General features: G+C 72.7%; 22 protein-coding genes. 7 read left to right on the plus strand and 15 right to left on the minus strand.

Going from position 1 to position 23,956, the window contains the following annotated elements; genetic code table 11:
* Window positions 1-2: 2 nt before the first annotated feature.
* The 5 genes from IE290_RS36380 to IE290_RS36400 form a co-directional block, all read right to left on the minus strand.
* Window positions 3-1,373 (minus strand): purine-cytosine permease family protein, encoded by a 1,371-nt coding sequence (locus IE290_RS36380; RefSeq protein WP_191249300.1) that lies wholly within the window; start codon window positions 1,371-1,373, stop codon window positions 3-5.
* A 230-nt stretch (window positions 1,374-1,603) separates the two neighbouring features.
* Entirely contained in the window at window positions 1,604-2,563 is a 960-nt protein-coding gene (locus IE290_RS36385) for an isopenicillin N synthase family dioxygenase (protein ID WP_191249301.1), read from the minus strand.
* A 9-nt stretch (window positions 2,564-2,572) separates the two neighbouring features.
* On the minus strand, window positions 2,573-3,031 hold the full coding sequence (locus tag IE290_RS36390) for a nucleoside deaminase (protein WP_191249302.1): 459 nt from the start codon (window positions 3,029-3,031) through the stop codon (window positions 2,573-2,575).
* A 10-nt stretch (window positions 3,032-3,041) separates the two neighbouring features.
* Window positions 3,042-4,151 (minus strand): epoxide hydrolase family protein, encoded by a 1,110-nt coding sequence (locus IE290_RS36395; protein WP_191249303.1) that lies wholly within the window; start codon window positions 4,149-4,151, stop codon window positions 3,042-3,044.
* 87 nt (window positions 4,152-4,238) lie between these two features.
* Window positions 4,239-4,850 (minus strand): TetR/AcrR family transcriptional regulator, encoded by a 612-nt coding sequence (locus IE290_RS36400; protein WP_191249304.1) that lies wholly within the window; start codon window positions 4,848-4,850, stop codon window positions 4,239-4,241.
* A 110-nt stretch (window positions 4,851-4,960) separates the two neighbouring features.
* Between IE290_RS36400 and IE290_RS36405 the strand changes: the two genes are divergently transcribed.
* Together IE290_RS36405 and IE290_RS36410 are read left to right on the plus strand one after the other, a co-directional pair.
* A complete protein-coding gene (locus tag IE290_RS36405) occupies window positions 4,961-5,716 on the plus strand; it encodes an SDR family oxidoreductase (protein ID WP_191249305.1) in 756 nt (251 codons plus the stop codon).
* Window positions 5,713-6,498 (plus strand): SDR family oxidoreductase, encoded by a 786-nt coding sequence (locus IE290_RS36410; protein ID WP_191249306.1) that lies wholly within the window; start codon window positions 5,713-5,715, stop codon window positions 6,496-6,498. Before IE290_RS36405 ends, IE290_RS36410 begins: the two co-directional genes overlap by 4 nt.
* A 748-nt stretch (window positions 6,499-7,246) precedes the next feature.
* Here IE290_RS36410 and IE290_RS36415 read toward each other — a convergent pair.
* Window positions 7,247-8,092, minus strand: coding sequence for an LLM class F420-dependent oxidoreductase (locus IE290_RS36415; protein ID WP_191249307.1), 846 nt, complete (start codon window positions 8,090-8,092; stop codon window positions 7,247-7,249).
* Between the two features lie 61 nt (window positions 8,093-8,153).
* Between IE290_RS36415 and IE290_RS36420 the strand changes: the two genes are divergently transcribed.
* Both IE290_RS36420 and IE290_RS36425 read left to right on the plus strand, forming a co-directional pair.
* Window positions 8,154-9,029 (plus strand): LysR family transcriptional regulator, encoded by an 876-nt coding sequence (locus tag IE290_RS36420; RefSeq protein ID WP_191249308.1) that lies wholly within the window; start codon window positions 8,154-8,156, stop codon window positions 9,027-9,029.
* Window positions 9,030-9,075: 46 nt separating this feature from the next.
* Window positions 9,076-9,651 (plus strand): TetR/AcrR family transcriptional regulator, encoded by a 576-nt coding sequence (locus tag IE290_RS36425; protein ID WP_229874920.1) that lies wholly within the window; start codon window positions 9,076-9,078, stop codon window positions 9,649-9,651.
* 584 nt (window positions 9,652-10,235) lie between these two features.
* On the opposite strand, the gene IE290_RS36430 is transcribed toward IE290_RS36425, so the two are convergent.
* From IE290_RS36430 to IE290_RS36460, 7 genes are all read right to left on the minus strand, one after another.
* A complete protein-coding gene (locus IE290_RS36430) occupies window positions 10,236-11,336 on the minus strand; it encodes an acyl-CoA dehydrogenase family protein (protein WP_191249309.1) in 1,101 nt (366 codons plus the stop codon).
* Window positions 11,333-12,520: an acyl-CoA dehydrogenase family protein gene (locus IE290_RS36435; protein ID WP_191249310.1), complete on the minus strand. Its 1,188-nt coding sequence runs from the start codon at window positions 12,518-12,520 to the stop codon at window positions 11,333-11,335. Before IE290_RS36435 ends, IE290_RS36430 begins: the two co-directional genes overlap by 4 nt.
* On the minus strand, window positions 12,517-13,737 hold the full coding sequence (locus IE290_RS36440) for an acyl-CoA dehydrogenase family protein (RefSeq protein ID WP_191249311.1): 1,221 nt from the start codon (window positions 13,735-13,737) through the stop codon (window positions 12,517-12,519). Before IE290_RS36440 ends, IE290_RS36435 begins: the two co-directional genes overlap by 4 nt.
* A 2-nt stretch (window positions 13,738-13,739) precedes the next feature.
* Entirely contained in the window at window positions 13,740-14,759 is a 1,020-nt protein-coding gene (locus tag IE290_RS36445) for a phosphotransferase family protein (RefSeq protein WP_191249312.1), read from the minus strand.
* An 84-nt stretch (window positions 14,760-14,843) separates the two neighbouring features.
* Entirely contained in the window at window positions 14,844-15,296 is a 453-nt protein-coding gene (locus IE290_RS36450; protein ID WP_191249313.1) for a MaoC family dehydratase, read from the minus strand.
* 4 nt (window positions 15,297-15,300) lie between these two features.
* Window positions 15,301-16,062 carry a beta-ketoacyl-ACP reductase gene (locus IE290_RS36455; protein WP_191249314.1) on the minus strand — a complete coding sequence of 254 codons (762 nt, stop codon included), beginning with the start codon at window positions 16,060-16,062 and terminating at the stop codon, window positions 15,301-15,303.
* A 74-nt stretch (window positions 16,063-16,136) separates the two neighbouring features.
* Window positions 16,137-16,814, minus strand: a complete 678-nt coding sequence (locus IE290_RS36460) for a DUF998 domain-containing protein (protein WP_191249315.1) — start codon at window positions 16,812-16,814, stop codon at window positions 16,137-16,139.
* 100 nt (window positions 16,815-16,914) lie between these two features.
* Here IE290_RS36460 and IE290_RS36465 point away from each other — a divergent pair, with 100 nt between their 5' ends.
* The 3 genes from IE290_RS36465 (at window position 16,915) to IE290_RS36475 (ending at window position 19,058) form a co-directional block, all read left to right on the plus strand.
* Window positions 16,915-17,892 (plus strand): aldo/keto reductase, encoded by a 978-nt coding sequence (locus IE290_RS36465; RefSeq protein ID WP_191249316.1) that lies wholly within the window; start codon window positions 16,915-16,917, stop codon window positions 17,890-17,892.
* A 63-nt stretch (window positions 17,893-17,955) separates the two neighbouring features.
* The gene (locus tag IE290_RS36470) at window positions 17,956-18,138 is read left to right on the plus strand and encodes a hypothetical protein (protein ID WP_229874921.1); all 183 of its coding nucleotides are present in this window, start codon (window positions 17,956-17,958) and stop codon (window positions 18,136-18,138) included.
* A 467-nt stretch (window positions 18,139-18,605) separates the two neighbouring features.
* Window positions 18,606-19,058, plus strand: a complete 453-nt coding sequence (locus tag IE290_RS36475; RefSeq protein ID WP_191249317.1) for a nitroreductase family deazaflavin-dependent oxidoreductase — start codon at window positions 18,606-18,608, stop codon at window positions 19,056-19,058.
* Window positions 19,059-19,074: 16 nt separating this feature from the next.
* Here IE290_RS36475 and IE290_RS36480 read toward each other — a convergent pair whose 3' ends face one another.
* Together IE290_RS36480 and IE290_RS36485 are read right to left on the minus strand one after the other, a co-directional pair.
* Window positions 19,075-22,158, minus strand: a complete 3,084-nt coding sequence (locus tag IE290_RS36480) for an acetyl-CoA carboxylase family protein (RefSeq protein ID WP_191249318.1) — start codon at window positions 22,156-22,158, stop codon at window positions 19,075-19,077.
* 4 nt (window positions 22,159-22,162) lie between these two features.
* Window positions 22,163-23,440 carry a glycosyltransferase 87 family protein gene (locus IE290_RS36485; protein ID WP_191249319.1) on the minus strand — a complete coding sequence of 426 codons (1,278 nt, stop codon included), beginning with the start codon at window positions 23,438-23,440 and terminating at the stop codon, window positions 22,163-22,165.
* Window positions 23,441-23,956 lie beyond the last annotated feature (516 nt).

Consider the following 23,956-nt stretch of genomic DNA (forward strand, 5'->3'; position numbering starts at 1 on the left):
AATCAGCGACGTACCCAGCGGCGGCCTACTACCGCGTACAGTCCCGCGGCCAGGCCGAACCCGACGAAACACGTCACATCGCCCACCTCCGGCACCGCCCGCGGCACCGGCCCCGCGTACAGCGTCTGGTTCGCGAACAACGCGATCGACGCCACCGCCGCGACCAGGAACGCCACCAGTCCCGGCCGCCCCCACCGCCCGGTGTCGGACAGCAGGCGGTCCAGCCCGGCCTGCCCGCGCCGCATCAGCTGGTCGGCGAACACCACCCCCAGCCACGGGCTCACCCAGTACGCGATCACCAGCAGGAAGTGCTCGTACGCCGTCCCCGCGTCGGCGAGCCCGAGCCACGCCAGCACGAACCCGACGGCGCCGAACGCGAGCGCCACCAGCGCCCGCCGCCACGCGAGCGGCAAGTCCACGCCGAGGGTGAGGAACGCGAGCGCTCCGGAGTAGACGTTCAGCGCGTTCGCGGCCACCGCCCCGAGCGCGATCGCCAGCAGCGTCAGCGCGGACAACCAGCCCGGCATGTGCCCGGTGAACGCCGCCGTCGGACTGCCGTCCCCGCCGCCCAGGGTCGCCGACGCGGCGCCCGTCGCCATCAGCACCGTCGTCGCCACGAACAGGCCCCCGCCGGCGGCCCAGCCGACCGCGCGGCCGCTCACCGACTCCGGCAGGTAGCGCGTGTAGTCCGCGGCGTAGGGGTTCCAGCCCGCCGTGTACCCGAACGCCGCGCCGACGGTCAGCAGGAACCCGCCCACCCCACCGGTTCCGGCGACCGCACCCGGCGACGCCTGCGCGAACGTGACCACCGCCCCGATCGCGAACACCACCGCCAGCACCCCGAAGATCCAGCGCTCGTAGGCCTGCACCAGGTTGTGCCCGAAGAACGCCAGCCCGATCTGCGCCACCACCACGATCACCAGGCACAGCAGCGCCGGCATCCCGGTCAGCGTGCCGAGCGCGAACGCCCCGCTGACGCTGTTGACCGCGAACCAGCCGATCCCCGCCGTCACCGACATCAGCGCCGCCGGCACCGCGTTGCCGCGGTAGCCGAACGCCAGGCGGCTCACCACCATCTGCGGCACCCCGAACCGCGGCCCGCGCGCGGACAGCACGCCGTGCGACACCGCGCCCAGCCCGTTGCCGATCGCCACTGCGATCACCGCCTGCGAAAAGCTCAGCCCGAACGCCGACACCGCCAGCACGCCGACGAAGATCGTGGCGAACTCCAGGTTCGGCGAGGCCCACGTCCAGAACAGCTGCCGCGGCCTGCCGTGCCGGTCGGCCGCCGCCACCGGCTCGACACCGCCCGGTTCGACCGCGACGACTTTTTCGCCGTATTCGCCTGTTTTCCGCCCTGCCCTGGTCACCATGGCTGCACCGTAGGCACCCGATGTTGCGTTGATGTTGCACCATCGGGTGAACCGCGGAACTTCCCCGGGCCGGTCGGCGACCCGGAGGGCGAACCCCCATCCGAGGAAAGGAACACCATGGAGACACCGGGCAACTGCAACTGCGGCAACTGCTGTGACTGCGGCGGGGAGTACGGCCGCAACTGACGCCGTCGTGCCCCCTGGCCCCGGTGCGGTCAGCGCCGCCGGGGTCAGGGGGCCACGGTGATCGCGTCGAGTTTCCCGCGCAGGTACTCCGACGCCACGACCTCCGGATACGCGGTGCGGCCCAGCGGCGGCGCCAGCGAGGTGATCCGCGCGTCGTGGTCGGTCTCGTAGAAGAAGATGAGCGACACCAGGTCCTCCTCCGGCGCCTCGGCCGAGGGCGGCAGCACCCGGTGCCGCGTCGAGCGCCAGCGGTCGCCCGTCCAGCGCGCCATCAGGTCCCCGATGTTCACCGTGAACGCCGCCGGCTCATACGGCGCGTCCAGCCACTCGCCGTCGCTGGTGCAGACCTGCAGCCCGCCCACCCCGGCCTGCCGGTCCAGCACCGTCACCGTGCCGAAGTCGGTGTGCGGCCCGATCCGGAACTGCCCCGGCTCCGGCGCGCCGACCCGGTTCAGCGCCGGGTACCAGTTGATGTTGAACGTGTACGTCGGATGCCCGGTGTGCCGGGTGAAGTGGTCCGGCGCCAGGCCGAGCGCCGCCGCGAACACCGTCAGCAGCTCGTCCGAGAGCTCCCGCATCCGCGCCATGTACTCGCGTGACGCGGCCGCGAACTCCGGGACCTCCGACGGCCACACGTTGGGCTGGAACCAGAACTCGTCGACCTCCGGCACACCGACCGCGGCGTCCGCGCCGACCGAGTAGGACTCCTTGAGGTCCGGCGGGGTCTCGGTGCCCTCGGCGTAGCCGTTGGCCTCCACCCCCGGCGGCAGCCAGCCGCGCCCGCCGACCGTCACCGCGTACCGCCGCTTCACCTCGGCGGGCAGCGCGAAGAACTCCCGCGCCCGCGAGCGCACCCGCGCGCGCAGCTCGTCCGGTACGCCGTGCCCGGTGATCAGCAGGAAACCGGACTCCCGCAGCGCGCGGTCCACCTCGGCGGCCACCCGTTCACGGCCGGTGCCGTCGAACCAAGTCGTCAGGTCGATCAGCGGAACGGACGGTGACATGGCAGCTCCTCAGGAAGTTTCGACCCCGATGTCCTCGAACCACAGATCCGGGCGCTCTTCGATGAACTCCGTCATCAGCGCGACACACGCGGGGTCGTCGAGGATGGTGATGCCGACGCCCAGCCCGGCAAGCCAGTCGTGGCCACCGGAGAACGTGCGGGCCTCGCCGATCACCACGTGGGAGATGCTGAACTGCCGCACCAGACCGCTGCAATACCAGCAGGGGGACAGTGTGGTGACCATCACGGTGTCGCGGTAGTGCGGCCGCCTGCCCGCGTTGCGGAAGGCCGCCGTCTCGGCGTGCATCGACGGGTCGCCGTCCTGCACCCGCCGGTTGTGACCCCGGCCGAGCAGCTCACCGTCCACAGTGAACAGCGCGGCGCCGATCGGCACGCCGCCCTCGGACTTGCCGAGCAGGGCCTCTTCACGGGCGACGGCGAGCAGCCGGCCGGGATCGGGTTTAAGCATGCGCCCCACTCTAGAGCGATCCGAAGAACTCCAGGACGTCCGCGGCGAACAGATCCGGCTCCTCCATCGCGGCGAAGTGCCCGCCCCGGTCGAACTCCGACCAGTGCACGATGTTGTTGTCCCGCTCGGCCAGGCGGCGCACCGGCAGCACGATGTCGTGCGGGAACACCGCCACCCCCATCGGCACGTCCAGCCCGGGCTGCCTGCCCCAGCTGCGGGCCGATTCGTAGTACAGCCGCGCCGACGAGCCCGCGGTGCCGGTCAGCCAGTAGATCATCACGTTGGTGAGCATCAGGTCCCGGTCGACGGCGTCCTCCGGGGTGTCGCCGGAATCGGTCCACTCCTGGAACTTCTCCACGATCCAGGCGAGCTGGCCGACGGGGGAGTCGGTCAACGCGTAGGCCAGGGTCTGCGGGCGCGTGGACTGCTGTTTCATGTAGCCGGACAGCTCGCGCTGGTACCGCTCGATCCGGCCGAGCCGCTCCTTGTCCGCCAGGGACAGCTCGTCCAGCTCGGCCGGGTTCCCGGACGGGGCGGTGCCGAGCATGTTGACGTGCACCCCGGCGACGTGCGCGGCGTCGTCGAGCCCGAGCTGCCGGGAGATCGCCGAACCCCAGTCGCCGCCCTGCGCGCCGTAGCGGTCGTAGCCGAGGCGGCGCATCAGCTCGGCGAACGCGCGGGCGATGCGCGGCACGTCCCAGCCGGTGCCGGTGGTCGGGCCGGAGAAGCCGTAGCCGGGGATGGCCGGGATGACCAGGTGGTGCCGCGCCGACAGCGCCTCGATCACCGGCAGGAACTCCACCACCGAGCCGGGCCAGCCGTGCGTGAGGATCAGCGGCAGCGCGTCCTCCTCCGCCGCGCGGACGTGCAGGAAGTAGATGCGCTGCCCGTCGATCTCGGTGGTGAACTGGCCCAGCTCGTTGAGCCGCCGCTCGTGCACGCGCCAGTCGTAGCTCGTGCGCCAGTACCGGGTCAGCTCCTGGACGTAGCCGAGCGGGATGCCGTAGCTCCAGCCGACCCCCGGCAGCTCGTCCGGCCAGCGGGTCAGGTCGATGCGGGCGTGCAGGTCGTCGAGCTGGGACTGCGGGATCGCGAGGGAGAACGGGCGGATTTCGCTCATGCCGTGACGGTAGCGTCGATCACGCCGTCGCGAGGTTACCGACCGCTTAGTATGTGAGGTACGGTGAGCGTCGTGGCACCGTCGCTGTCAGGGCTGCGCGCCGAGCATGCGCAGCGCGAGATCCGCGTACTCGCGGCCGAGCGCCTTGGGTGTCTTGCCGGTGCGCTCGGTGTACCAGCGCGCCACGTCGACGCCGAGCGACAGGACCGCTCGCGCGGCGGTCTTGACGTCGGCGACCACGAACTGGCCCTGCGTCACGCCCTCCTCGATGACGCCCCGGACCAGGTGCTCGATGCGGCGCCGCAGGTCGGCCACCACCTGGTACTCCTGCTCGGGCAGCGCCTGCAGCTCGTACTGCACGACGCGCGCCACGGTGTGCCGGCGGGCGTGCCAGGCGACGAAATCGGCGACGATGCTGCGCATCCGCTCCTTCGGGTCGTCGGCGCGCTTGGCGACGTCCTCGACCAGGTCGAGCGTCTGCTGGTGCCCGCTCTTGCTGATGGCGAACAGCAGCGCGGCCTTGGACGGGAAGTGCACGTACAGCGCCGCGGGGCTCATCCCGGCCGCGCCGGCGATGTCGCGGGTCGTGGTCGCGTGGTAGCCGCGGCGGGCGAAGGACTCGACTCCGGCCAGCATCAGCCGCCGCGCCGCGTCCGGCTGCACGTCCGGCCACAGTTCGGCGGACAGCGAGATGGTCATGGCGGAATCCTCCCAGTCGGGAACCGCCTGGCGGGAGACTTGACACGGCGGTCCGGCCGTTCTCATTGTAAGCGAGCGCTTAGTCATGGTGGACAGGAGACAGGAGCCCGATGGTGAACTCGTTCAAGGACCGCGTCGCGATCGTCACCGGGGCGAGCCGGGGCATCGGCCTCGGCATCGCCCGTGAGCTGGTGCAGCGCGGCGCGCGGGTGTGCATCACCGCCCGCAAGCCGGAGCCGCTGGCCGACGCGGTGAACGAGCTGGGCGGGCCGGGGGTCGCGATCGCGGTGCCCGGCAAGGCCGACGACCCGGCGCACCAGGAGGAGGCCGTCGCCAAGGCGGTGGAGACGTTCGGGCGGCTGGACATGCTGGTCAACAACACCGGCATCAACCCGGTGTACGGCCCGATGATCGACATCGACCGCGACGCCGCGGCGAAGATCCTCGCCGTGAACGTGCTGGCGCCGCTGGCCTGGCTGCGTCAGGCGCGTGACGCGTGGATGGGCGAGCACGGCGGCTCGGTTGTGAACGTCGCCTCGATCGCCGGCCTGCGCGCCTCGCCCGGGATCGGCATGTACGGCGTGAGCAAGGCCGCGGTGATCCGGATGACGCAGGAGCTGGCGGTCGAGCTGGGCCCGAAGATCCGGGTCAACGCGGTGGCGCCGGCCGTGGTGAAGACCAAGTTCGCCACCGCGCTGTACGAGGGGCGCGAGGAGGAGGTGTCCGCCGCGTACCCGATGAAGCGGCTCGGCGTGCCGGAGGACATCGCGGGCGCGGTCGCGTTCCTGCTCTCCGACGAGGCCGGGTGGATCACCGGGCAGACCGTGGTGCTCGACGGCGGCGTGACGCTGGGAGGCGGGCTGTGAGCTTCGAGCTGAACGGAGCTCGCGTTGTCATCACCGGCGGTGGCGGCGGGATCGGGGCGGCGCTGGCCCGGCGGTTCGCGGCCGAGGGGGCGCGGATCGTGGTGGCGGACCTGGACGGGCCGGCCGCGGAGGCGGTGGCCGCGGAGGTCGGCGGGGTCGCGGTCGCCGGTGACGCGGCCGGGGTCGAGGGGGTCGCGGCGCTGATCGCGCGGGCGACTGAGGAGCTGGGCGCGATCGACCTGTTCTGCGCCAACGCGGGGATCGCGCCGCACGGCGGGCCGGAGGCGCCCGAGGAGGTGTGGGCGCGGGCGTGGGACGTCAACGTGATGGCCCACGTCCGGGCGGCTGACGCGCTGTTGCCCGGGTGGCTGGAGCGCGGGCGGGGCCGGTTCCTGGCGACGGTCTCCGCGGCGGGGCTGCTGACCAGCCTCGGGTCGGCGCCGTACTCGGTGACCAAGCACGGGGCGCTGGCGTTCGCGGAGTGGTTGTCGGCGACGTACCGGCACCGGGGCATCACGGTCCAGGCGATCTGCCCGCAGGGAGTCCGAACGAACATGCTCGCCGCGACGGGCGTCGGCGGGCAGCTGATCATGGGCGCGTCGGCGATCGAACCGGCGCAGGTGGCGGACGCGGTGATGGAGTCCTTCGCGGACGACCGGTTCCTGATCCTGCCGCACCCGGAGGTAGCGGAGTACTACGCGACGCGCGCGACGCAGACGGACCGCTGGCTGGGCGGGATGAACAAGCTGCAGCGCAAGGTGGAGGCGGCACAGGCAGAGTAGGCGGGGGACCTAGCGCCGCCCGAGGGGCCGGGGCGCGGGTGCCCGCCGGGCGGGCACCCGCGCCGGTGCGGTTCGTTGCGCGGCTGCGGTGCCCACGCCGCCGTTAGCGGGGGCGCGCTTCGGTGGCGACGGCCCGGGGCAGGCGCCGACCCTGGGGCGGCCACCACAGCTGGGCCGGGCCACTGGCGGTGCGCCCGGCCACGGCTGTTGGGTTGGCTGCTGCTCGGTTGGCCGCTGCCGCTCGGCTGGCTGCTGGGCGCTCGGCCCGGCCACTGGCGCTCGGCCCGGCACCGCCGCTCCGGCTGGCCGCCGCACCGCGGGGGCCACCGCCGCTCATCCGGTCGCCGTCGCACCGCCGGGCCGCTGCCGCGCCGGCTGGCGGCTGCCGGGCGGCTGCTCACATCCGCTCCGGTTGGCTGCCGCCGCTACGCCCGGTCACCGCCGCTTGGTTGTCGCTTCCGCTCTGCCTGGCCGCTTCCGCTCGGCCCGGCCACTGCCGCTCGGCCCGGCCACTGCCGTTCCGGCTGGCCGCTTCCGCTCGGCCCGGCCGCTTCCGCTCGGCCCGGCCGCTTCCGCTCGGCCCGGCCGCTTCCGCTCGGCCCGGCCGCTTCCGCTCGGCCCGGCCGCTGGCGCTCCGGCTGGCCGCTGGTGCTCGGCCCGCCCCCGCCGGTCGCCGTCGCACCGCCGGGCCGCTGCCGCGCCGGCCGGCCCCCGCCGCTTCGAGCGGCCACCGCGGCTCGGCCGTCGCTCAGTCGACCAGGTCGGTGTGCGCCTCCAGGCTCGCGGCCACCTCGCCGGGGTCCTCCAGCGGCAGCGGGTAGATCAGCAGCCGGTCCACGCCAAGGTCGGCGTACCGCTTCGCGTCGTCCTTCGTCGTGCGGCCCGGCAGCTGCATCACCGTGATCTCCAGCTCGCCCAGCCGCTCCGGGCGCTCCACCTCCCGCGCGGCCCGGCGCAGACCCGCCAGGTGCGGCTCGAGATCGGCGGGCGAAGCGGCGTTGCCGAACCAGCCGTGCCCCCGCGCCACCGCCCGCCGGTACGCCGCCGGGCTGTGCCCGCCCACCACGATCCGCGGCCCGCCCGGCCGCACCGGCCGCGGATGCGCGTCCACCCCGCGGAACGACACGAACTCACCCTCGAAGGCGGGCTCGGGCGAGGTCCACAGCGCGGTCATCGCGTCCAGGTACTCGTCCGTGCGGCGCCCGCGCCCGGCCATCGGCACCCCGATCGCGCGCATCTCCGGCTCCAGGTAACCCGCGCCCACCCCGAGCACCACGCGCCCGCCGCTGAGCACGTCCAGGCTCGCCACCTGCTTCGCCAGCACGAGCGGGTTGCGCTGCGGCAGGATCACGATCCCGGTGCCCAGCTCGAGCCGCTCGGTCAGCGCCGCCACGTAGGCCAGGTGCACCAGCGGGTCGAGGATCGGGTCGGTGGCGTCCATCGGGCTGTCCGGCGTGCGCGGGCTGGGCAGCACCACGTGCTCGCCCGCCCACCACGACGTGTACCCCAGCTCCTCGGCCAGTGCCGCCAGCTTCGCGGTCTCGGCCGGGCCCAGTGTCGATTTGGCGCTCAGCCCGAAGACTCCCAGTTCCATGCGGCCAGCCTGGCCCGGTGCCGGTCCCGGTGTCCAAGACCTCCTGTAATAACCTCGGGTTATGGACGCTCGGGTCCAGGACCTGCGGTACTTCGTCGCGGTCGCGGAGGAGCTCAGCTTCACCCGCGCCGCCGACCGGCTGTTCGTGTCGCAGCCCGCGTTGAGCAAGCAGGTGCGGCAGCTCGAACGGGCCCTGCGCGTCACGCTGTTCGAGCGCGATCGCCGGTCCGTCCGCCTGACCGCGGCCGGCCAGGCGCTGCTGCCCAGGGCGCGCGACATCATCGCGATGTGGGAGGACGCCCGCGCCGCCGTCGCGGCCGGCGGGACCACCCTCCGCGTCGGGTTCCAGACGCAGATCGGCCGCGGTCTCATCCCCGCCACGACGGCGCGCCTGCGGGAGGTGCTGGCGGAGTGGCGGCTGCTGTTCCGGCAGATCCCCTGGGACGACCCGGCGGTCGGGCTGGCCAGCGGTGAGGTCGATGTCGCGGTCGCCTGGCTGCCGGTGCCGGACGTGCTCGAGTGGAAGGTCGTCAGCAGCGAGGAGCGCTGGGTGGCGATGCCTCCGGGGCACCGGCTCGCCGGGCTGGACACGGTGCCGTTCGAGTCGCTTGTGGACGAACCGGTGATCGCGCTGCCGGCTTCGGCCGGGCCGGCGCGGGACTTCTGGCTGGGGGCGGCGCAGCGGTCGCGGCCCGCGGTGGTCGCCACGGAGGCGACGACGGCGGAGGAGGCGTTCGAGGGGGTGGCCGCCGGGCTCGGGATCGTGCTCGTGGCGGCGGGCAACGCGGAGATCTACCGGCGCGAGGACGTGGTGTGCCGCCCGGTGTCGGGGTTGCCGCCGAGTGAACTGGCGGTGGTGTGGCGGGCCGGCGACGACCGGGAAGCGGTGCGCGTGTTCGCCGAGGTGTGCCGGATGTGCCTGTGTGACCAGGGGTGATGCGCCGCGCGCGGGTATGCTGTGGCGGTCGAGGGAGGACGTGCGGATGACCGAGGAGCCGGTGCCGGCGAGGCTGCTTTCGGCGGCGACGCGGTTGTTCGCCGAGCGGGGGTTCGACCGGACCTCGGTGCAGGAGATCGTGGCCGCGGCCGGGGTCACCAAGGGCGCGATGTACCACTACTTCGGCTCGAAGGACGACCTGCTGCACGAGATCTACGGCCGGGTGCTGCGGCTGCAGACCGAGCAGCTGGAGAAGGTGGTGGCGGGCGGCGAGCCGGTGGCCGCGCGGCTGCACGCCGCCGCTTCCGACGTCGTGGTGAGCAGCATCGAAAACCTCGACGACACCACGATCTTCTTCCAGTCCATGCACCAGCTCAGCCCGGAGAACCGCAAGGCGGTGCGCGCCGAGCGGCGCCGGTACCACGTGCTGTTCCGGTCGCTGATCGAGGAAGGGCAGCGGGAGGGCGTGTTCCGCGCCGACAAGCCCGCGGACATCGTGGTGGACTACTTCTTCGGCTCGGTGCACCACCTGGCGGTCTGGTACCGCAGCGATGGGCGGCTGAGCGCGCAGGAAGTCGGGCGGCACTACGCCGATCTGCTGGTGTCTTCGCTGCGGCCTTGACGGGTTGTGGCGCTGGTTTTCTGCTGGTGGGGCGTGGTTGGTCCAGTGGTGCTGGCACGAGATGACCGGTCGTGCGGGTGCGAGGTGACCGGTCGTGGGGTGCGAGGTGACGCTTCGCGCGGCCATGAGGTGACCGGTCGTGCGGGTGTGAGGTGACCATTCGCGCGGCGCTGAGATGCGCGGCACGCGAGGCCACGAGATGTCCCTTCGCGCGGGGGCGAGATGTCCGATCATGGGCCGATGAGATGACCGCTCGTGCACGCGCGGGGTGAGACGCCCGTTCGCGGGGCGATGAGATGACCGTTCGTGGTCGCGCGAGGTGTCCCTGTGGTGCGGGGTGGCGCGGTTGGTCCAGTGGTGTGCGTGCGAGGTGCGCGCCCGTGTCAGCGTGACGTGTCCAGTCGTGTGGGTGCGAGGTGTCCAGTCGTGCGGGCACGAGGTGCCCACCCACGCGCGTGCGAGGTGTCCACTCGTGCGCCTGCCAGGTGTCCACTCGTGCCGCGCCGTCCCTGCGCGACGCCAAAAGAAGAGAGGCCGGCGCACCCACGCGCCGGCCTCCCGCAAACCCGCAGCAGCAACCCGCCTCACGCCGGTGGCAGGTTCACCAACCCCGCCAGCGCGGCGCGGTGTCGCCCGGGCGTGCCGAGCGCCAGCTCGTCACTCTTGGCGCGCTTCAGGTACAGGTGCGCCGGGTGCTCCCACGTCATCCCGATCCCACCGTGCAACTGCACCGCCTCCTCCGCGGCGTGCAGCGCCACCGCCGAGCACGTCGACTGCGCGACCGCCACCGCGACCGGCACATCGGCATCACCGGTAGCCAGCGTGTCCGCGGCATACCGAGCCGTCGCGCGGGCCGACACGATCTCCAGGTACAGGTCCGCCAAGCGGTGCTTCAGCGCCTGGAACGAACCCACCGGCCGCCCGAACTGGTAGCGCTGCTTCAGGTACGCCACCGTCTCATCCAGACACCACTGCGCGACCCCGACCTGCTCCGACGCCAGCAACCCGGCCCCGGCCAGCAACGCCTGCCGCAGCGCCGCCTCCGCGTCCGAACCCGACGCCAGCAACCGCGACGACGCGTTGTCGAACGACACGTCCGCCAGCCGGCGCGTCAGGTCGAGCGACACCACCTCGGTCACCGTCGCCGCGGTCTTCTCCACCGCGTACAGCCCCGGGCCGTCCGGGCCCACCGCCGGCACGATCAGCACGTCCGCCACCGACGCATCGGCCACCGTCCGCACCGCACCGCTCAGCGCGCCCTCCGTGTTCGCCGAGACACCACCCGGGAACCCGGCGTCCGGCGCGGACGTCAGCGGCACCGCCAGCGCCCCGATCACCTCACCGGCCGCCAGGCGCGGCAACAACTCCGCGTCACCCGCGGCCTGCAAAGCGGCCGTCGCCAGCACGGCACTGCCGAGGAACGGCACCGGCGCCACCGACCGGCCCAGCTCCTCCAGCACGACCGCCACCTCGCGGTACGACGCGCCCTGCCCGCCCAGCGACTCCGGCACCGCCAGCCCGGCCAGGCCCAGATCCACCGCCAGCGTCCGCCACAACTTCAGGTCGTAGGGCTCGGCGCTCTCGGTCCGCGCCAGCACCGAGGTGAACCCGGCCTGGTCGCTCAGCAGGTCGCGGACACTCGCCCGGAGGTCCTCCTCGACCTCGGAGTACAGCAGATCGCTCACCGCGGCAGGTCCTTCCACGCGACGTCCTTGTCCACCCGCGGCTCGGACGGCAGCCCGAGCACGCGTTCGGAGATGATGTTGCGCAGCACCTCGGAGGTGCCGCCCTCGATCGAATTGCCCTTCGCCCGCAGGTAGCGGTACCCGGGGCCGCGGCCGAGCATGTCGACCTTCTCCGGCCGGCGCAACGTCCAGTCGTCGTAACGCAGACCGTCCTCACCGGACAGTTCGATCTCCAGCCCGGTAAGCGCTTGCTGCAGCTTCGCGAACGCCAGCTTCATCGCCGAACCCTCCGGCCCCGGCGCACCTACGGCCAGCTGCTGACGCAACCGCGTCCCCGCCAGACGCGCCGCTTCCGCCTCGACCCAGAGGCGAAGCAACCGGTCGTGCAGCTCCGGCGTGCGCAGCTCCGGCCGCTCCCGCCAGGTGCGCGACACCATCCCGATCAGGCCGCCCTCGCGCGGGATCGCGTTGCCGCCGATCGCCACCCGCTCGTTCATCAGCGTGGTCTGCGCGACCTTCCAGCCCTCGCCAACCGCGCCGAGCCGGTTCGCGTCCGGGATCCGCACCCCGGACAGGAACACCTCGTTGAACTCGGCCTCACCGGTCAGCTGCCGCAGCGGCCGCACCTCGACGCCGGGATCGGTCATGTCGCAGATGAAGTACGTCATGCCCTGGTGCTTGGGCACGTCCGGGTCGGTGCGGGTGACCAGGATCGCGAACCGGGCGATGTGCGCGACCGAGGTCCACACCTTCTGCCCGTTGACCACCCACTCGTCCCCGTCGCGCACCGCGCGGGTGCCCAGCGCGGCGAGGTCCGATCCGGCGCCCGGCTCGCTGAACAGCTGGCACCACACCTCCTCGCCGGTCCACAGTGGACGCAGATAGCGCTTCTTCTGCTCCTCCGTGCCGAACCGCAGGATCGTCGGCGCCGCCATGCCCAGCCCGATGCCGATCCGGCGCGGGTTGTTGTCCGGCGCGCCGGCCTTGGCCAGCTCGGCTTCGACGACGTTCTGCAGCTCGCGCGGCGCGCCCAGCCCGCCCAGGCCCTCCGGGTAGTGCACCCAGGCCAGGCCGGCGTCGAACCGGGCTCGCAGGAACTCCAGCCTCTCCGTGCTCGCCGGCGGGTGGGCGGCGAGCAACTCGCCCACCCGCGCGCGCAGGTCGTCGGCGGTCAGCGTGCTCATCGGGCCTCCGATCGGTACTTCTTCAGCTCGCGGTGGGCGAGCGAGCGCTTGTGGACCTCGTCCGGTCCGTCGGCGAACCGGAGCGTGCGGATCCCGGCCCACATCTGCGCCAGCGGGAAGTCTTGGGACAGCCCGCCCGCACCGTGCGCCTGGATCGCCTTGTCCAGGATCCACTCGACGGTCTTCGGGGTGGCGATCTTGATCGCCTGGATCTCGGTGTGCGCGCCGCGGTTGCCGACGGTGTCCATCAGCCACGCGGTCTTGAGCACCAGCAGCCGCAGCTGCTCGACCTTGACCCGCGCCTCGGCGATCCAGTCCTGCACCACGCCCTGCTCGGCGATCGGCTTGCCGAAGGTCGAGCGGCTCAGCGTGCGGCGGCACATCATCTCGATGGCGCGCTCGGCGATGCCGATCGAGCGCATGCAGTGGTGGATCCGGCCCGGCCCCAGCCGCGCCTGGGCGATGGCGAACCCGTCGCCCTCCTCGCCGATCAGGTTGTCGGCGGGCACCCGGGCCTCGTCGAAGACCACCTCGGCGTGCCCGCCGTGCGAGCCGTCGGTGTAGCCGAAGACGTGCATGCCGCGTGTGACGTGCACACCCGGAGTGTCCCGCGGCACCAGGATCTGGCTCTGCTGGCAGTGCGGCTCGGCGTCCGGGTCGGTCTTGCCCATGACGATGAAGATCTTGCAGTTCGGGTTCATCGCGCCGGTGATGTACCACTTGCGCCCGGTGATCACGTACGAGTCGCCGTCCCGGCGGATGCTGGTGGCGATGTTGCGGGCGTCGGAGGAGGCCACGTCCGGCTCGGTCATCGCGAACGCCGAGCGGATCTCGCCGTCCAGCAGCGGCTGCAGCCACTGCTTGCGCTGCTGCTCGGTGCCGAACATCGCGAGCACTTCCATGTTGCCTGTGTCCGGCGCCGAGCAGTTCAACGCGACCGGCGCCAGGTGCGGGCTGCGGCCGGTGATCTCGGCCAGCGGCGCGTACTGCAGGTTCGTCAGTCCCGCGCCGTGCTCGCCGGGGAGGAAGAAGTTCCACAGGCCGCGCTTGCGCGCCTCGGCCTTGAGGTCTTCCACGACCGGCGGGAAGGTCCATTCGTTGTCCCGCTCGGCCAGCTGCTCCTCGTAGACCGGCTCGGCGGGGTAGATGTGGGAGTCCATGAACTCGAGGAGCCGTTCCCGCAGCTCCTCGGTCTTGGCGTCGAACGCGAAATGCATGTTCAGTCCTTGAGGGTGTCGAGTCCGAGGGTGACGAGCGGGACCACCGCGGCGCCGATCTGGTCGAAGCCGGCGCCGACGGTCTGGCCCTGGCTGAACCGGTAGTAGATGCCTTCCAGGATCACCGCGAGCTTGAAGAACGCGAACCCGACGTACCAGTCCAGCGCGGAGACGTCCCGGCCGGAGCGGGCCGCGTAACGCGCGATCATCTCGTCGGTGCCCGGGTAGCCCGGCGCGGTGCTGACGTTGGAGACGATCTCCAGGTTGACCTTGCCGCGCTCGGCGTAGGCCACCAGCAGGGCCAGGTCGGTCAGCGGGTCGCCGAGGGTGGACATCTCCCAGTCCAGCACCGCGGTGATGCGGTCGGTCTCGTCGACCAGGACGTTGTCCAGCCGGTAGTCGCCGTGCACGATGGCCGCCGGCCCGGACGCCGGGATGGCGCGGGCCAGCTGGTCGTGCAGGTCGTCCACGCCGGGCAGGTCCCGGCTGCGCGAGGCGTCCAGCTGCTTCTTCCAGCGGCGCACCTGCCGTTCCAGGAACCCCTCCGGGCGGCCGAAGTCGGCGAGCCCGACCGCGGCCGGGTCCACCGCGTGCAGGTCGACCAGGGTGTCCATCAGCGATTCGGCGATCGCCCGGGTGCGCTGCTCGCCGAGCGCCTCCAGCTCCTCGGCCGCGCGGTAGGGGGTGCCCGGCACGAACTCCATCACGTAGAACGGCGCGCCGAGCACCTCGGTGTCCTGGCACAGCGTGATCGTCCGCGGCACCGGCACGGGCGTGTCCGCGAGCGCGCTGATCACGCGGTGCTCGCGGGCCATGTCGTGCGCGGTGGGCAGGACGTGCCCGAGCGGGGGCCGGCGCACCACCCAGCGGCTCGTGCCGTCGCCGACGATGTAGGTCAGGTTCGACCGGCCGCCCTGCACCACGTCACCGGTGAGCGGGCCCTGGACGAGCCCGGGGGAGTGCTCGTCCAGGTAGTCCCGCAGCCGCGCGAGGTCGAGTCCGGGCAGGTCCTGCTGGGTCACTGGGCCTCCTTGTCCAGATAGCTATACCGACCAGTCGGTATGTCCCCACCGTAGCGGAAGCCCGCCCGGAGGCGGGCTCGCGTCTCAGGCGATCAGGCGCGTCACCCACTCGGCGACGCACGCCGGCTTGGCCTCGCCGTCGATCTCGATGGTCCACCGCGTCACCACCTGCTTGCCGCCCGGCACGTCGGTGACCTCGGCCAGCTCGGCGACACCGCGGATCTTCGAGCCGACCTTGACCGGCTGCGGGAACCGGACCTTGTTCAGGCCGTAGTTGATCCCCATCTTCAGCCCGTCCACGCGGTAGGTGGCCGCCGACAGCAGCGGCAGCACCGACAGCGTCAGAAAGCCGTGCGCGATCGGGCCGCCGAACGGGCCCTGCTTGGCCTTCTCGACGTCCACGTGGATCCACTGGTGGTCGCCGGTGGCGTCGGCGAAGGTGTTGACCTGCTCCTGTGTGACGGTGTGCCAGTCGCTGGTGCCTAGCTGCTGCCCGACGGCGGCGGTGAACTCGTCCAGCCCGTTGAAGATGCGCATGATGTCAGTCCTTCGGTCCGCCGGCGACGTAGATGACCTGGCCGGAGACGAACCCGGCGCCCTCGCTGACCAGGAACGAGACGGTGTTGGCGATGTCCTCGGGCTTGCCGACGCGCTGCACCGGGATCTCCTTGGCCGCGAACGCCTTGAAGTCCTCGAACGGCACGCCCAGGCGCTCCGCGGTGGCGGCGGTCATGTCGGTCTCGATGAAGCCCGGCGCGATCGCGTTGGCGGTGACGCCGAACTTGCCCAGCTCGATGGCCAGGGTCTTGGTGAAGCCCTGCATGCCGGCCTTGGCCGCGGAGTAGTTGACCTGGCCGCGGTTGCCCAGCGCCGAGGTGCTGGACAGGTTCACGATCCGGCCCCAGCGCTGCTCGGTCATGTGCTTCTGGACCGCCCGGGTCATCAGGAACGAGCCCTTGAGGTGCACGTTCATGACCGAGTCCCAGTCCTCGTCGGTCATCTTGAAGATCAGGTTGTCCCGGGTGATGCCGGCGTTGTTGACCAGCACGGTCGGCGGGCCCAGCTCCTCGGCGACCCGGGCGACGGCGGCCTCGACCTGCTCGGTGTTGCTGACGTCGAGCGCGACCCCGATGGCCTTGCCGCCGGCGGCGGCGATGTCCTCGGCGCCCTGCTTCACGGATTCCTCGTTGAGGTCCAGCAGTGCGACGGCGAAACCGTCCGAGGCCAGCTTGCGCGCGACAGCGGCGCCGATGCCTCGGCCGGCGCCGGTCACGATGGCGACCCGGGAGTGGGACTCGGTCACGGGAACTCCTCCTCGTCGTTGAGCACGTCGGTAAGCGAGCGCTTAGAAAGTTACTCGCCTCCGACCCGGAGCGCCTAAGTGACCTGGGTCACCCCGGCTCGGTTCGATCGTAGTAACGGGACGGCCAGCGTGGCGAGCGCGAGCAGTTCGGTGGCCGCGAGCAGCCGCTCGACCAGGCCAAGCGGGATGGTGTGCCACCACGGGCCGCCGCCGGCCAGCATGTAACCGACCGCGCCCAGGATGAGCCCGAACCAGGCGAGCGAGACGATCGCCAGTGCGCGGGCCGCCCAGCGCCAGCCCGGCGAGTCCGGGAAGATGCGGCGCGCGGCGAACAGCAGCCCGACCGGCAGGCACACGAACCCGACGACGCTCGCGTAGCGGTGCACGACGCCGCCCAGGCTCGGCCCGACGGACCAGTCGGTCTTGGGGAAGGCGACCACCACGAGCAGGCTGACCGTCCACAGTGCACCGAGTAGCACCGCGGCCGAGCGGACCGGCAGCGCCCGCATCAGCACGTGCGCGGCGAACAGCACCGCGGAGCCGACGGCGATCAGCAGCACCGCGATGTCGAAGATCCACTTGTTGGTGCTCAGGGCGTACTCGCTGATCGTGCGGCGCACCGGGCTGATCTGGTCGGTGGGCGGGAGGAACTGCAGCAGCAGCACGAGCGCGGCGCCGCCGGCGATCGCGATGAGGCAGACCAGTGCCAGGATCCGCGGGATGCGCGTGGGGGCCGGGGTGGAGGCGGTCACCCGGTCCAGTTTATGGGCGGGCGTGTGGGGGTTTTGTGATCTCCTGGGCGGTTCCGGCGGGTGCCCGGGATTGTCGGTGGGTCCGCCTAGGATCGGCGGCATGGAACAACGGGTTCTCGGCCGGACCGGCCGTGCGGTGTCGGTGGTCGGGCTCGGCACGTGGCAGCTGGGCGCGGACTGGGGCGAGGTCGACGAAGCGGAGGCGCTGTCGGTGCTGGACGCCGCGGTGTCGGCTGGTGTCACGTTCTTCGACACCGCCGACGTCTACGGCGACGGCCGTAGCGAGCAGATCATCGGGCGGTTCCTGAAGGACCACCCGGACGTGTTCGTGGCGACCAAGATGGGCCGCCGCGCGCCGCTGGACCCGGGTGAGTACACGCTGGACAACTTCCGGGCCTGGACCGACCGGTCGCGGGCCAACCTGGGGGTCGACGTGCTGGACCTGGTGCAGCTGCACTGCCCGCCGACGGCGGTGTACTCCAGCGACGCGGTGTTCGACGCGCTGGACACGCTGGTGGCGGAGGAGCGGATCGCGGCGTACGGGGTGAGCGTCGAGACGTGCGCGGAGGCGCTGACCGCGATCGCCCGCCCGGGCACGGCGAGCGTGCAGATCATCCTCAACCCCTTCCGGCTCAAGCCACTCGAACGGGTGCTGCCTGCGGCGGCGGAGGCTGGGGTGGGGATCATCGCGCGGGTGCCGCTCGCGTCCGGCCTGCTGTCCGGCCGCTACACGAAGGAGACGGTGTTCGCTGCCGACGACCACCGCACGTTCAACCGGCACGGCGAGGCGTTCGACCAGGGGGAGACGTTCAGCGGGGTGGACTTCGCGACGGGCGTGGAGGCGGCGGCGGAGTTCTCCGCGCTGGCCCCCGCCGGGGCGACGCCCGCGCAGACGGCGTTGCGGTGGATCATCCAGCAGCCGGGCGTCACGTCGGTCATCCCGGGAGCGCGCTCGGCGGAGCAGGCACGAGCGAACGCGGCGGCGGCCGCGTTGGAGGCGCTGCCGGAGTCCACGCTGGCGGCGGTGCGGGAGCTGTACGACCGGCGGATCCGGGCGCAGGTGCACGATCGCTGGTAGGGCTGCGGTGTCTAGCCAGGCGGGGTCGCGTCGGCCAAGGGCGTGCGCGATTACCGCTGTCCGATGGCCCGGCGCGCCGACAGGCCCCGCACCAGCGCCCGGCGCCTGTCGGCGGCCCGCTCACCGGAGCGGGTGCGAGCGAACGCGGCGGCGGCCGCGTTGGAGGCGCTGCCGGAGTCCACGCTGGCGGCGGTGCGGGAGCTGTACGACCGGCGGATCCGGGCGCAGGCGCACCACCGCTGGTAGGGCGTCGTGGGCTGGTGGTGGCGATCCGCAGCTGCCGCGGTGGTCCCGCCGCCCGGCAGCAGTGGTCTCGCCGACCGGCCGTAGCGGTCGCGCTGGTTGGGCAGAGGCGCCATCACCGCCGCATCGATGCGTGCACCGCCCTCGCGGGCCGCTTCGCCGCTGCACCGCCCTAGCGGGCCGGATCAGCGCCGCATCGATGCGCGCCGGCCGGGCGTCGGCCGCTTCGCCGCCGCACCGCGCTCGCGGGCCGGTTCGTCGCCGTACCGCGCTCGCGGGCCGCTTCGCCGCTGCACCGCCCTCGCGGGCTGGATCAGCGCCGCATCGATGCGGGCGCCGGCTGGGCGCCGGCCGCTTCGCCGCCGCTCCGATCACCCCGCCGGCCGCTTCGGCGCCGCACCGCTGCTCGCGGCGCGGCGTGCGGTCGCCGTCCCGGGAATATCGCCCTCGCTGGGTGCCTTGTGCCGGGCGTGAGTGATCACTTCGAACGGGAGTACGCGCCGAGTCCGACGGACTGGGTCCGCGAGGCGGTCGAGACCTTCGAGGCCTCCGGCGGCGAGGCCAACCTCAACGAGCCCGGCGGGGCCCCGATCGTCGTGGTCACCACCGTCGGCGCCAAGACCGGCAAGATCCGCAAGTCGCCGCTCATGCGGATCGAGCAGGGCGGGAAGTACCTCGCGGTGGCGTCCAACGGCGGCCGCCGCGCGAATCCGGGCTGGGTCGCCAACATCCGCGCCCACCCGACGGTCGAGCTGCAGGACGGCGCGGTCAAGAAGACCTACGTCGCCCGCGAGCTCGACGGCCAAGAGCGTCGCGAGTGGTGGGAGTACGCCGTCGCGATCTGGCCGACGTATGTCCAGTGGCAGAACAAGACCGACCGCCACATCCCGCTCTTCCTGCTGGAGGCTGAAGCTTCGTCCTGACCCCGCGCCGGGCGAGTCAGCCGGCCGCGGTGAGCGTGCGGATGACGAGGTCCCGCGTCGCGGCCGGGTCGATCACGTCGTCGATCTCGAAGACCGTCGCCGTGCTCAGGGCCTTGCCGCGCTCGTAGTACTCGGCGACCAGCTCGAGGTAGCGGGCGTGGCGGGCCTCCGGGTCGGCGATCGCCGCCAGCTCCTTGCGGAACCCCAGCCGCACCGCGCCCTCCAGGCCCATGCCGCCGAACTCGCCGGTCGGCCACGCCACGGTCAGCGCGGGCGCGTGCAGCGAGCCGCCGGTCATCGCCATCGCGCCCAGGCCGTAGGCCTTGCGCAGCACCACCGCGACCAGCGGCGAAGTCAGCCGCGCCCCGGCGACGAACAGGTCGCCGAACCGCCGCACCGTCGCCGTCTTCTCCGCTTCCGGTCCCACCATGAACCCCGGCGTGTCCACAAACGACACCACCGGCAGACCGTGCGCGCGGCACAGGTTCAGAAACCGCGCCGCCTTGTCGGAGGCGTCACCGTCGATCGCGCCGCCGAGGTGGGCCGGGTTGTTCGCCAGCACACCCACTCCGATCCCGCCGATCCGGGCCAGCGCGGTGATCACACCGGTCCCGAACCCGGCGCGCAGCTCGAGCAGACTGCCCGGATCGGCCACTGTGGACAGCACCGGCCGCACGTCGTAGACGCGGACCCGGCTCTCCGGCACCAGGTTCCGCAGCCGGCGCTGGTCGTGCGGCTCCCCGACCTCGGACGGACCGGCGAAGTAGGACAGGTAACGCCGGGCCACGTCGACCGCCTCGGCCTCGTCGGCCACCAGCACGTCCACCACCCCGTTGGCGTACTGCACCGGCATCGGCCCGACGTCGCCGGGCGCGACCACACCCAGCCCGCCGCCCTCGATCATCGCCGGCCCGCCCATGCCCAGTGAACTGCCCTCGGTCGCGATGACCACGTCACACACCCCGGCCAGCGCCGCGTTGCCGGCGAAGCAGTAGCCGGACACGATCGCCACCGTGGGCACCTCGCCGGCCAGCTGGGCGGCCATGCGGAACGTCGGCACGTCCAGCTGGGCGACCGCGGAGGTGTCGGTGTCGCCCGGCCGACCGCCGCCGCCCTCGGCGAACAGCACCACGGGCAGGCCGCGGTTCCGGGCGAGCCGCAGCATCCGGTCGGTCTTGCGGTGGTTGTGCACGCCCTGCGTCCCGGCCAGGACGGTGTAGTCGTAGGCGAGCACCACGACCGGCCGCCCACCGACGGTCGCGGTGCCGGTGACCAGGCCGTCGGCGGGCGTGCGGCGGATCAGGTCGCCGAGGTCCCGGCGGCGGCGCTGCGCGGCGATCGCGAGCGCGCCGTACTCGGTGAAGCTGCCGGGATCGCACAGGTCCTCGACGTTCTCGCGGGCGGTCCGCTGCCCCGCGGAGTGCCGCTTGCGCACCGCGTCCGGGCGCGCGGCGTCCAGGCCGATCTCGTGCCGGGCCACGGTTTCCGCGAGGTCGGGCCGGATGTGGTCGAGGTCGGCCTCCGTCACCTCGGCGGCGCCGGTCACCTCGCCGTCCTCCCGCAGGGTGACCAGGACCGCCCCGGCCGCGACGGTGTCGCCGGGCTTGACCGCGACCCCGAGCACCGCGCCGCCCCGCTCGGCGGTGATCACGTGTTCCATCTTCATCGCCTCGAGCACGACGAGTTCCGCGCCGGCCGGCACCGTCTCGCCCTCGGCCACGCACACCTGCACGACCACGCCCTGCTGTGGCGCGGTGACCGTGCCCGGCGCGGCGGCCGGTTCCGTGATCTCGTCCACCAGGTCCGGCAGTCGGCGGTCGACGAACGTGGTGTCGACCGCGCCGAGCGGCTCGGCCAGGAGTGCGCGGAGCAGGGCGAGGTTCGTCGGCGGCCCGGTGATGGTGAACTCCCTCAAGGCGCGGCGCGCCCGGGCGGCGGCCGCGGCGAGGTCGTGGCCGGTCACGACCACCTTGGCCAGCAGCGAGTCGTAGCGCGGGTTGCCGGGGTAGCCCGGGTAGCCGTGGGTGTCCACGCGGACGCCGCGGCCGGTGGGCGGCTGGAACGCGGTGAGCGTGCCGCCGCCGGGCAGCACGGTGCCGTCCGGGCGGACCGTTTCGGTGTTGACCCTGGCCTGGATCGCCACGCCGCGCGGCTCGGGAACGGCGAGGTCCAGCGGCTCGCCCGCGGCGAGCCGGAGTCCGATCTCGACCAGGTCGAGCCCGGTGACCTCCTCGGTCACGGTGTGCTCGACCTGCAGCCGCGGATTCACCTCCAGGAACACGAATTCGCCGCCGTCGACCAGGAATTCCACAGTGGCCAGCCCACGGTACACAGTGGACCCGATCAGCCGGGTGGCGGCTTCGTGCAAGCGCTTTCGGAGCACTTCGGACAGTGCCGCGGGCGCGATTTCGATGAGCTTCTGGCGGCGGCGCTGGAGGCTGCAGTCCCGGTCGCCGAGCGCGAGCGTGGTTTCGCCGTCGGCGGCGATCTGGACCTCGATGTGGCGGGCGTGGGGGAGGAGCCGTTCCAGGTAGACCGAGCCGTCGCCGAACGCGGCCTGGGCTTCGGAGGCGCAGCGGCGCAGCGCGGCGGGCAGGTCGGCCGCGTCGGTCACCGGGCGCATGCCGCGTCCGCCGCCCCCGGCCAGCGCCTTGACCATCACGGCGCCGTGCTCGGCGAAGAACGCCTCGGCGGTGGCCTGGTCGGTGGGGCCGTCGGTGCCCGCGAGCACCGGAATGCCCAGCTCGCGGGCGCGTGCACGGGCCCGGGTCTTGTCGCCGAACAGTTCCAGGGCCTCCGGGGAGGGCCCGGCGAAGCGGATGCCGGCGTCGGCGCAGCGGCGGGCGAGGTCGGGGCTCTCGGACAGGAACCCGTAGCCGGGGTGCAGGAACTCGCATCCGGTGCGCTGCGCGGCGGCGACGATCGCGGCGGCGTCGAGGTAGGTGCCGTCGAGGCGTTCGGCTTGGTCGGCGCGGGTGACGTGAGCGCAGTCGGCGTCGTCAACGGGATACACGGCGACGGTGCGGAAGCCCAGCCCCGCGGCGGTGTCGAGGATCCGGACGGCGATCTCGCCCCGGTTCGCGACGAGCAGGGACGGCACCGTCTCACCTCACCGTGTCGATCACGTCCTCGGTCTCCCCGGACGCTACCGGGCGGGCGGTGCCGGTACCAGGGCCGCCGGTGTCGCCAGATCGGGACGGGCGAAACCGGCGGCCGTGTTGTTCAACGATCGGCAGGGACCGGGAATTCCCGGCCAAGATCACCAGGGCGGCCACCGAAACGAGCACGTAGGAGGACCCGAGCAGGTGCTGCCACCAGGTCCAGCGCATCTCCAGGTCGTGGGTCTGCGGCAGCCACGAGTGCGGCCCGACGGCGAAGACGAGCAGCACCGGGCTCCAACGCGGGGCGCGGACCAGCACCGCGACCGCGGCGGGCAGCACCCAGACCCAGTGGTGCGACCAGCTCACCGGTGAGGCGAGCAGCCCGCCGGCGGCGATGGCGAGCAGGGCGGTGACGTCGTCGCGAGCCCGGCGCGCGGCGACGGCGGCCAGTGCCATGACCGCGGCGGCGAGAACGGCCCAGAGCAGCGTGTTCTCCGGCAGCAGGCGCACGAGGATCGCCTGGATGTTCTGGTTGAACGCGTAGGCGAGGCCGCCGATGCGTCCCGGGTCGAAGAGGGTGTGCAGCCAGTACTGCGCGGTGTCGTCGGGCGCGAGGAACAGGCCGGCGAGCCCGCAGGCGGCGAAGGAGGCCACGGCGGTGGCAGCGGCCCGGTATTGGCGGCGGAGGAGGAACAACAGCACGAAAACGGCCGGGGTGAGCTTGATCGCCGCCGCAACGCCGACCAGCAGGCCGCGGGGCCAGCGGGTGCGGGGGAGCAGGCAATCCGCGGTGACCAGGGCCATCAGGATCAGGTTGATCTGGCCGAAGCCGATGGTCTGCCGGGCGGGTTCGAAGAGGGCCCACAGGGCGGCGACGCTCATGCCGAGGGCGTTCGCGGTCGCGCGGTCGCCGAGGAGGCGGCGGGCGGTGAGCGTGGTGGTGAAGGCGAGGGCGGCCGCGGAGGCGAGGCTGACCGCGAACTTCGCCACGTGCCAGGGCAGGAGTTCGACGGGTGCGAACAGGATCGCGGCGAACGGAGGATAGGTGAAGGGCAGCGGCATGCCCGGCACCATGGCCGCGAAGGCCGGCGTGTACAGCCCGACGCCGGTGCGCCAGGCGAGGCCGCCGGTGCGGTAGACGTGCAGGTCGAGAAAGCCCTGGAAGAGGAGCACCCAGCCGACCACGGTGAGGAGGAGCAGCGCGGCGGCGGCGCGGGTGATCCACCGCAGGCGGGTGTCGGCTCGTAGCGGGTTCCCGTGCGCGCGCAGGTGAGCGGCCATTCATGTCCCCCAGTCACGGCGCGGCCCCCTGCCGCGTCCCCCAAGATCGCCATCTTGGCACCGGCGCGCACGGGCGCGGAGGGAGGTCCCCCGGTCCAGTGACGGGCGGAGGATGAGGTGGTGCCGGGCCCGGGGGCTTCAGGGGCGGCCCGGACGGTGGAGTGGTGCCGCGGGCGGCGCCGGCAGGTGCGGCGCCCGGCGAGTCGGGGTGGCTGCCGGATGCGGGCCGGGTGGTGGGGCTGGGCACCCCACCAGAGAGACGGGGGCAAGTGGCGGCGCTCCGCCGGGGCGAGGTGAGGCGATTGTTCGATGTGTGCCGGGCGGTGGGGGCCGGCGGCCCGCGTCAAGGCCGGACCGTGGGGGCAAGTGGCGATGCTCCGTCGGGGCGAGGTGGGGCGGTTGTTCGATGCGTGCCGGGCGGTGGGGGCCGGCGGCCCGCGCCAAGGCCGGATCGTGGGGGCAGGTGGTGGCGCTTCGTCGGGGCCGTGGTGGGGCGGTTGTTCGATGAGTGCCGGG

The sequence above is a fragment of the Amycolatopsis deserti genome, from assembly GCF_014653945.1.
GTDB lineage: Bacteria > Actinomycetota > Actinomycetes > Mycobacteriales > Pseudonocardiaceae > Amycolatopsis_E > Amycolatopsis_E deserti.

Coding starts and splice junctions, on each gene's coding strand:
- IE290_RS36380 (WP_191249300.1), bottom strand. CDS start 1,373: ATGGTGACCAGGGCAGGGCGGAAAACAGGCGAATACGGCGAAAAAGTC.
- IE290_RS36385 (WP_191249301.1), bottom strand. CDS start 2,563: ATGTCACCGTCCGTTCCGCTGATCGACCTGACGACTTGGTTCGACGGC.
- IE290_RS36390 (WP_191249302.1), bottom strand. CDS start 3,031: ATGCTTAAACCCGATCCCGGCCGGCTGCTCGCCGTCGCCCGTGAAGAG.
- IE290_RS36395 (WP_191249303.1), bottom strand. CDS start 4,151: ATGAGCGAAATCCGCCCGTTCTCCCTCGCGATCCCGCAGTCCCAGCTC.
- IE290_RS36400 (WP_191249304.1), bottom strand. CDS start 4,850: ATGACCATCTCGCTGTCCGCCGAACTGTGGCCGGACGTGCAGCCGGAC.
- IE290_RS36405 (WP_191249305.1), top strand. CDS start 4,961: ATGGTGAACTCGTTCAAGGACCGCGTCGCGATCGTCACCGGGGCGAGC.
- IE290_RS36415 (WP_191249307.1), bottom strand. CDS start 8,092: ATGGAACTGGGAGTCTTCGGGCTGAGCGCCAAATCGACACTGGGCCCG.
- IE290_RS36420 (WP_191249308.1), top strand. CDS start 8,154: ATGGACGCTCGGGTCCAGGACCTGCGGTACTTCGTCGCGGTCGCGGAG.
- IE290_RS36425 (WP_229874920.1), top strand. CDS start 9,076: ATGACCGAGGAGCCGGTGCCGGCGAGGCTGCTTTCGGCGGCGACGCGG.
- IE290_RS36435 (WP_191249310.1), bottom strand. CDS start 12,520: ATGAGCACGCTGACCGCCGACGACCTGCGCGCGCGGGTGGGCGAGTTG.
- IE290_RS36440 (WP_191249311.1), bottom strand. CDS start 13,737: ATGCATTTCGCGTTCGACGCCAAGACCGAGGAGCTGCGGGAACGGCTC.
- IE290_RS36450 (WP_191249313.1), bottom strand. CDS start 15,296: ATGCGCATCTTCAACGGGCTGGACGAGTTCACCGCCGCCGTCGGGCAG.
- IE290_RS36465 (WP_191249316.1), top strand. CDS start 16,915: ATGGAACAACGGGTTCTCGGCCGGACCGGCCGTGCGGTGTCGGTGGTC.
- IE290_RS36470 (WP_229874921.1), top strand. CDS start 17,956: ATGGCCCGGCGCGCCGACAGGCCCCGCACCAGCGCCCGGCGCCTGTCG.
- IE290_RS36485 (WP_191249319.1), bottom strand. CDS start 23,440: ATGGCCGCTCACCTGCGCGCGCACGGGAACCCGCTACGAGCCGACACC.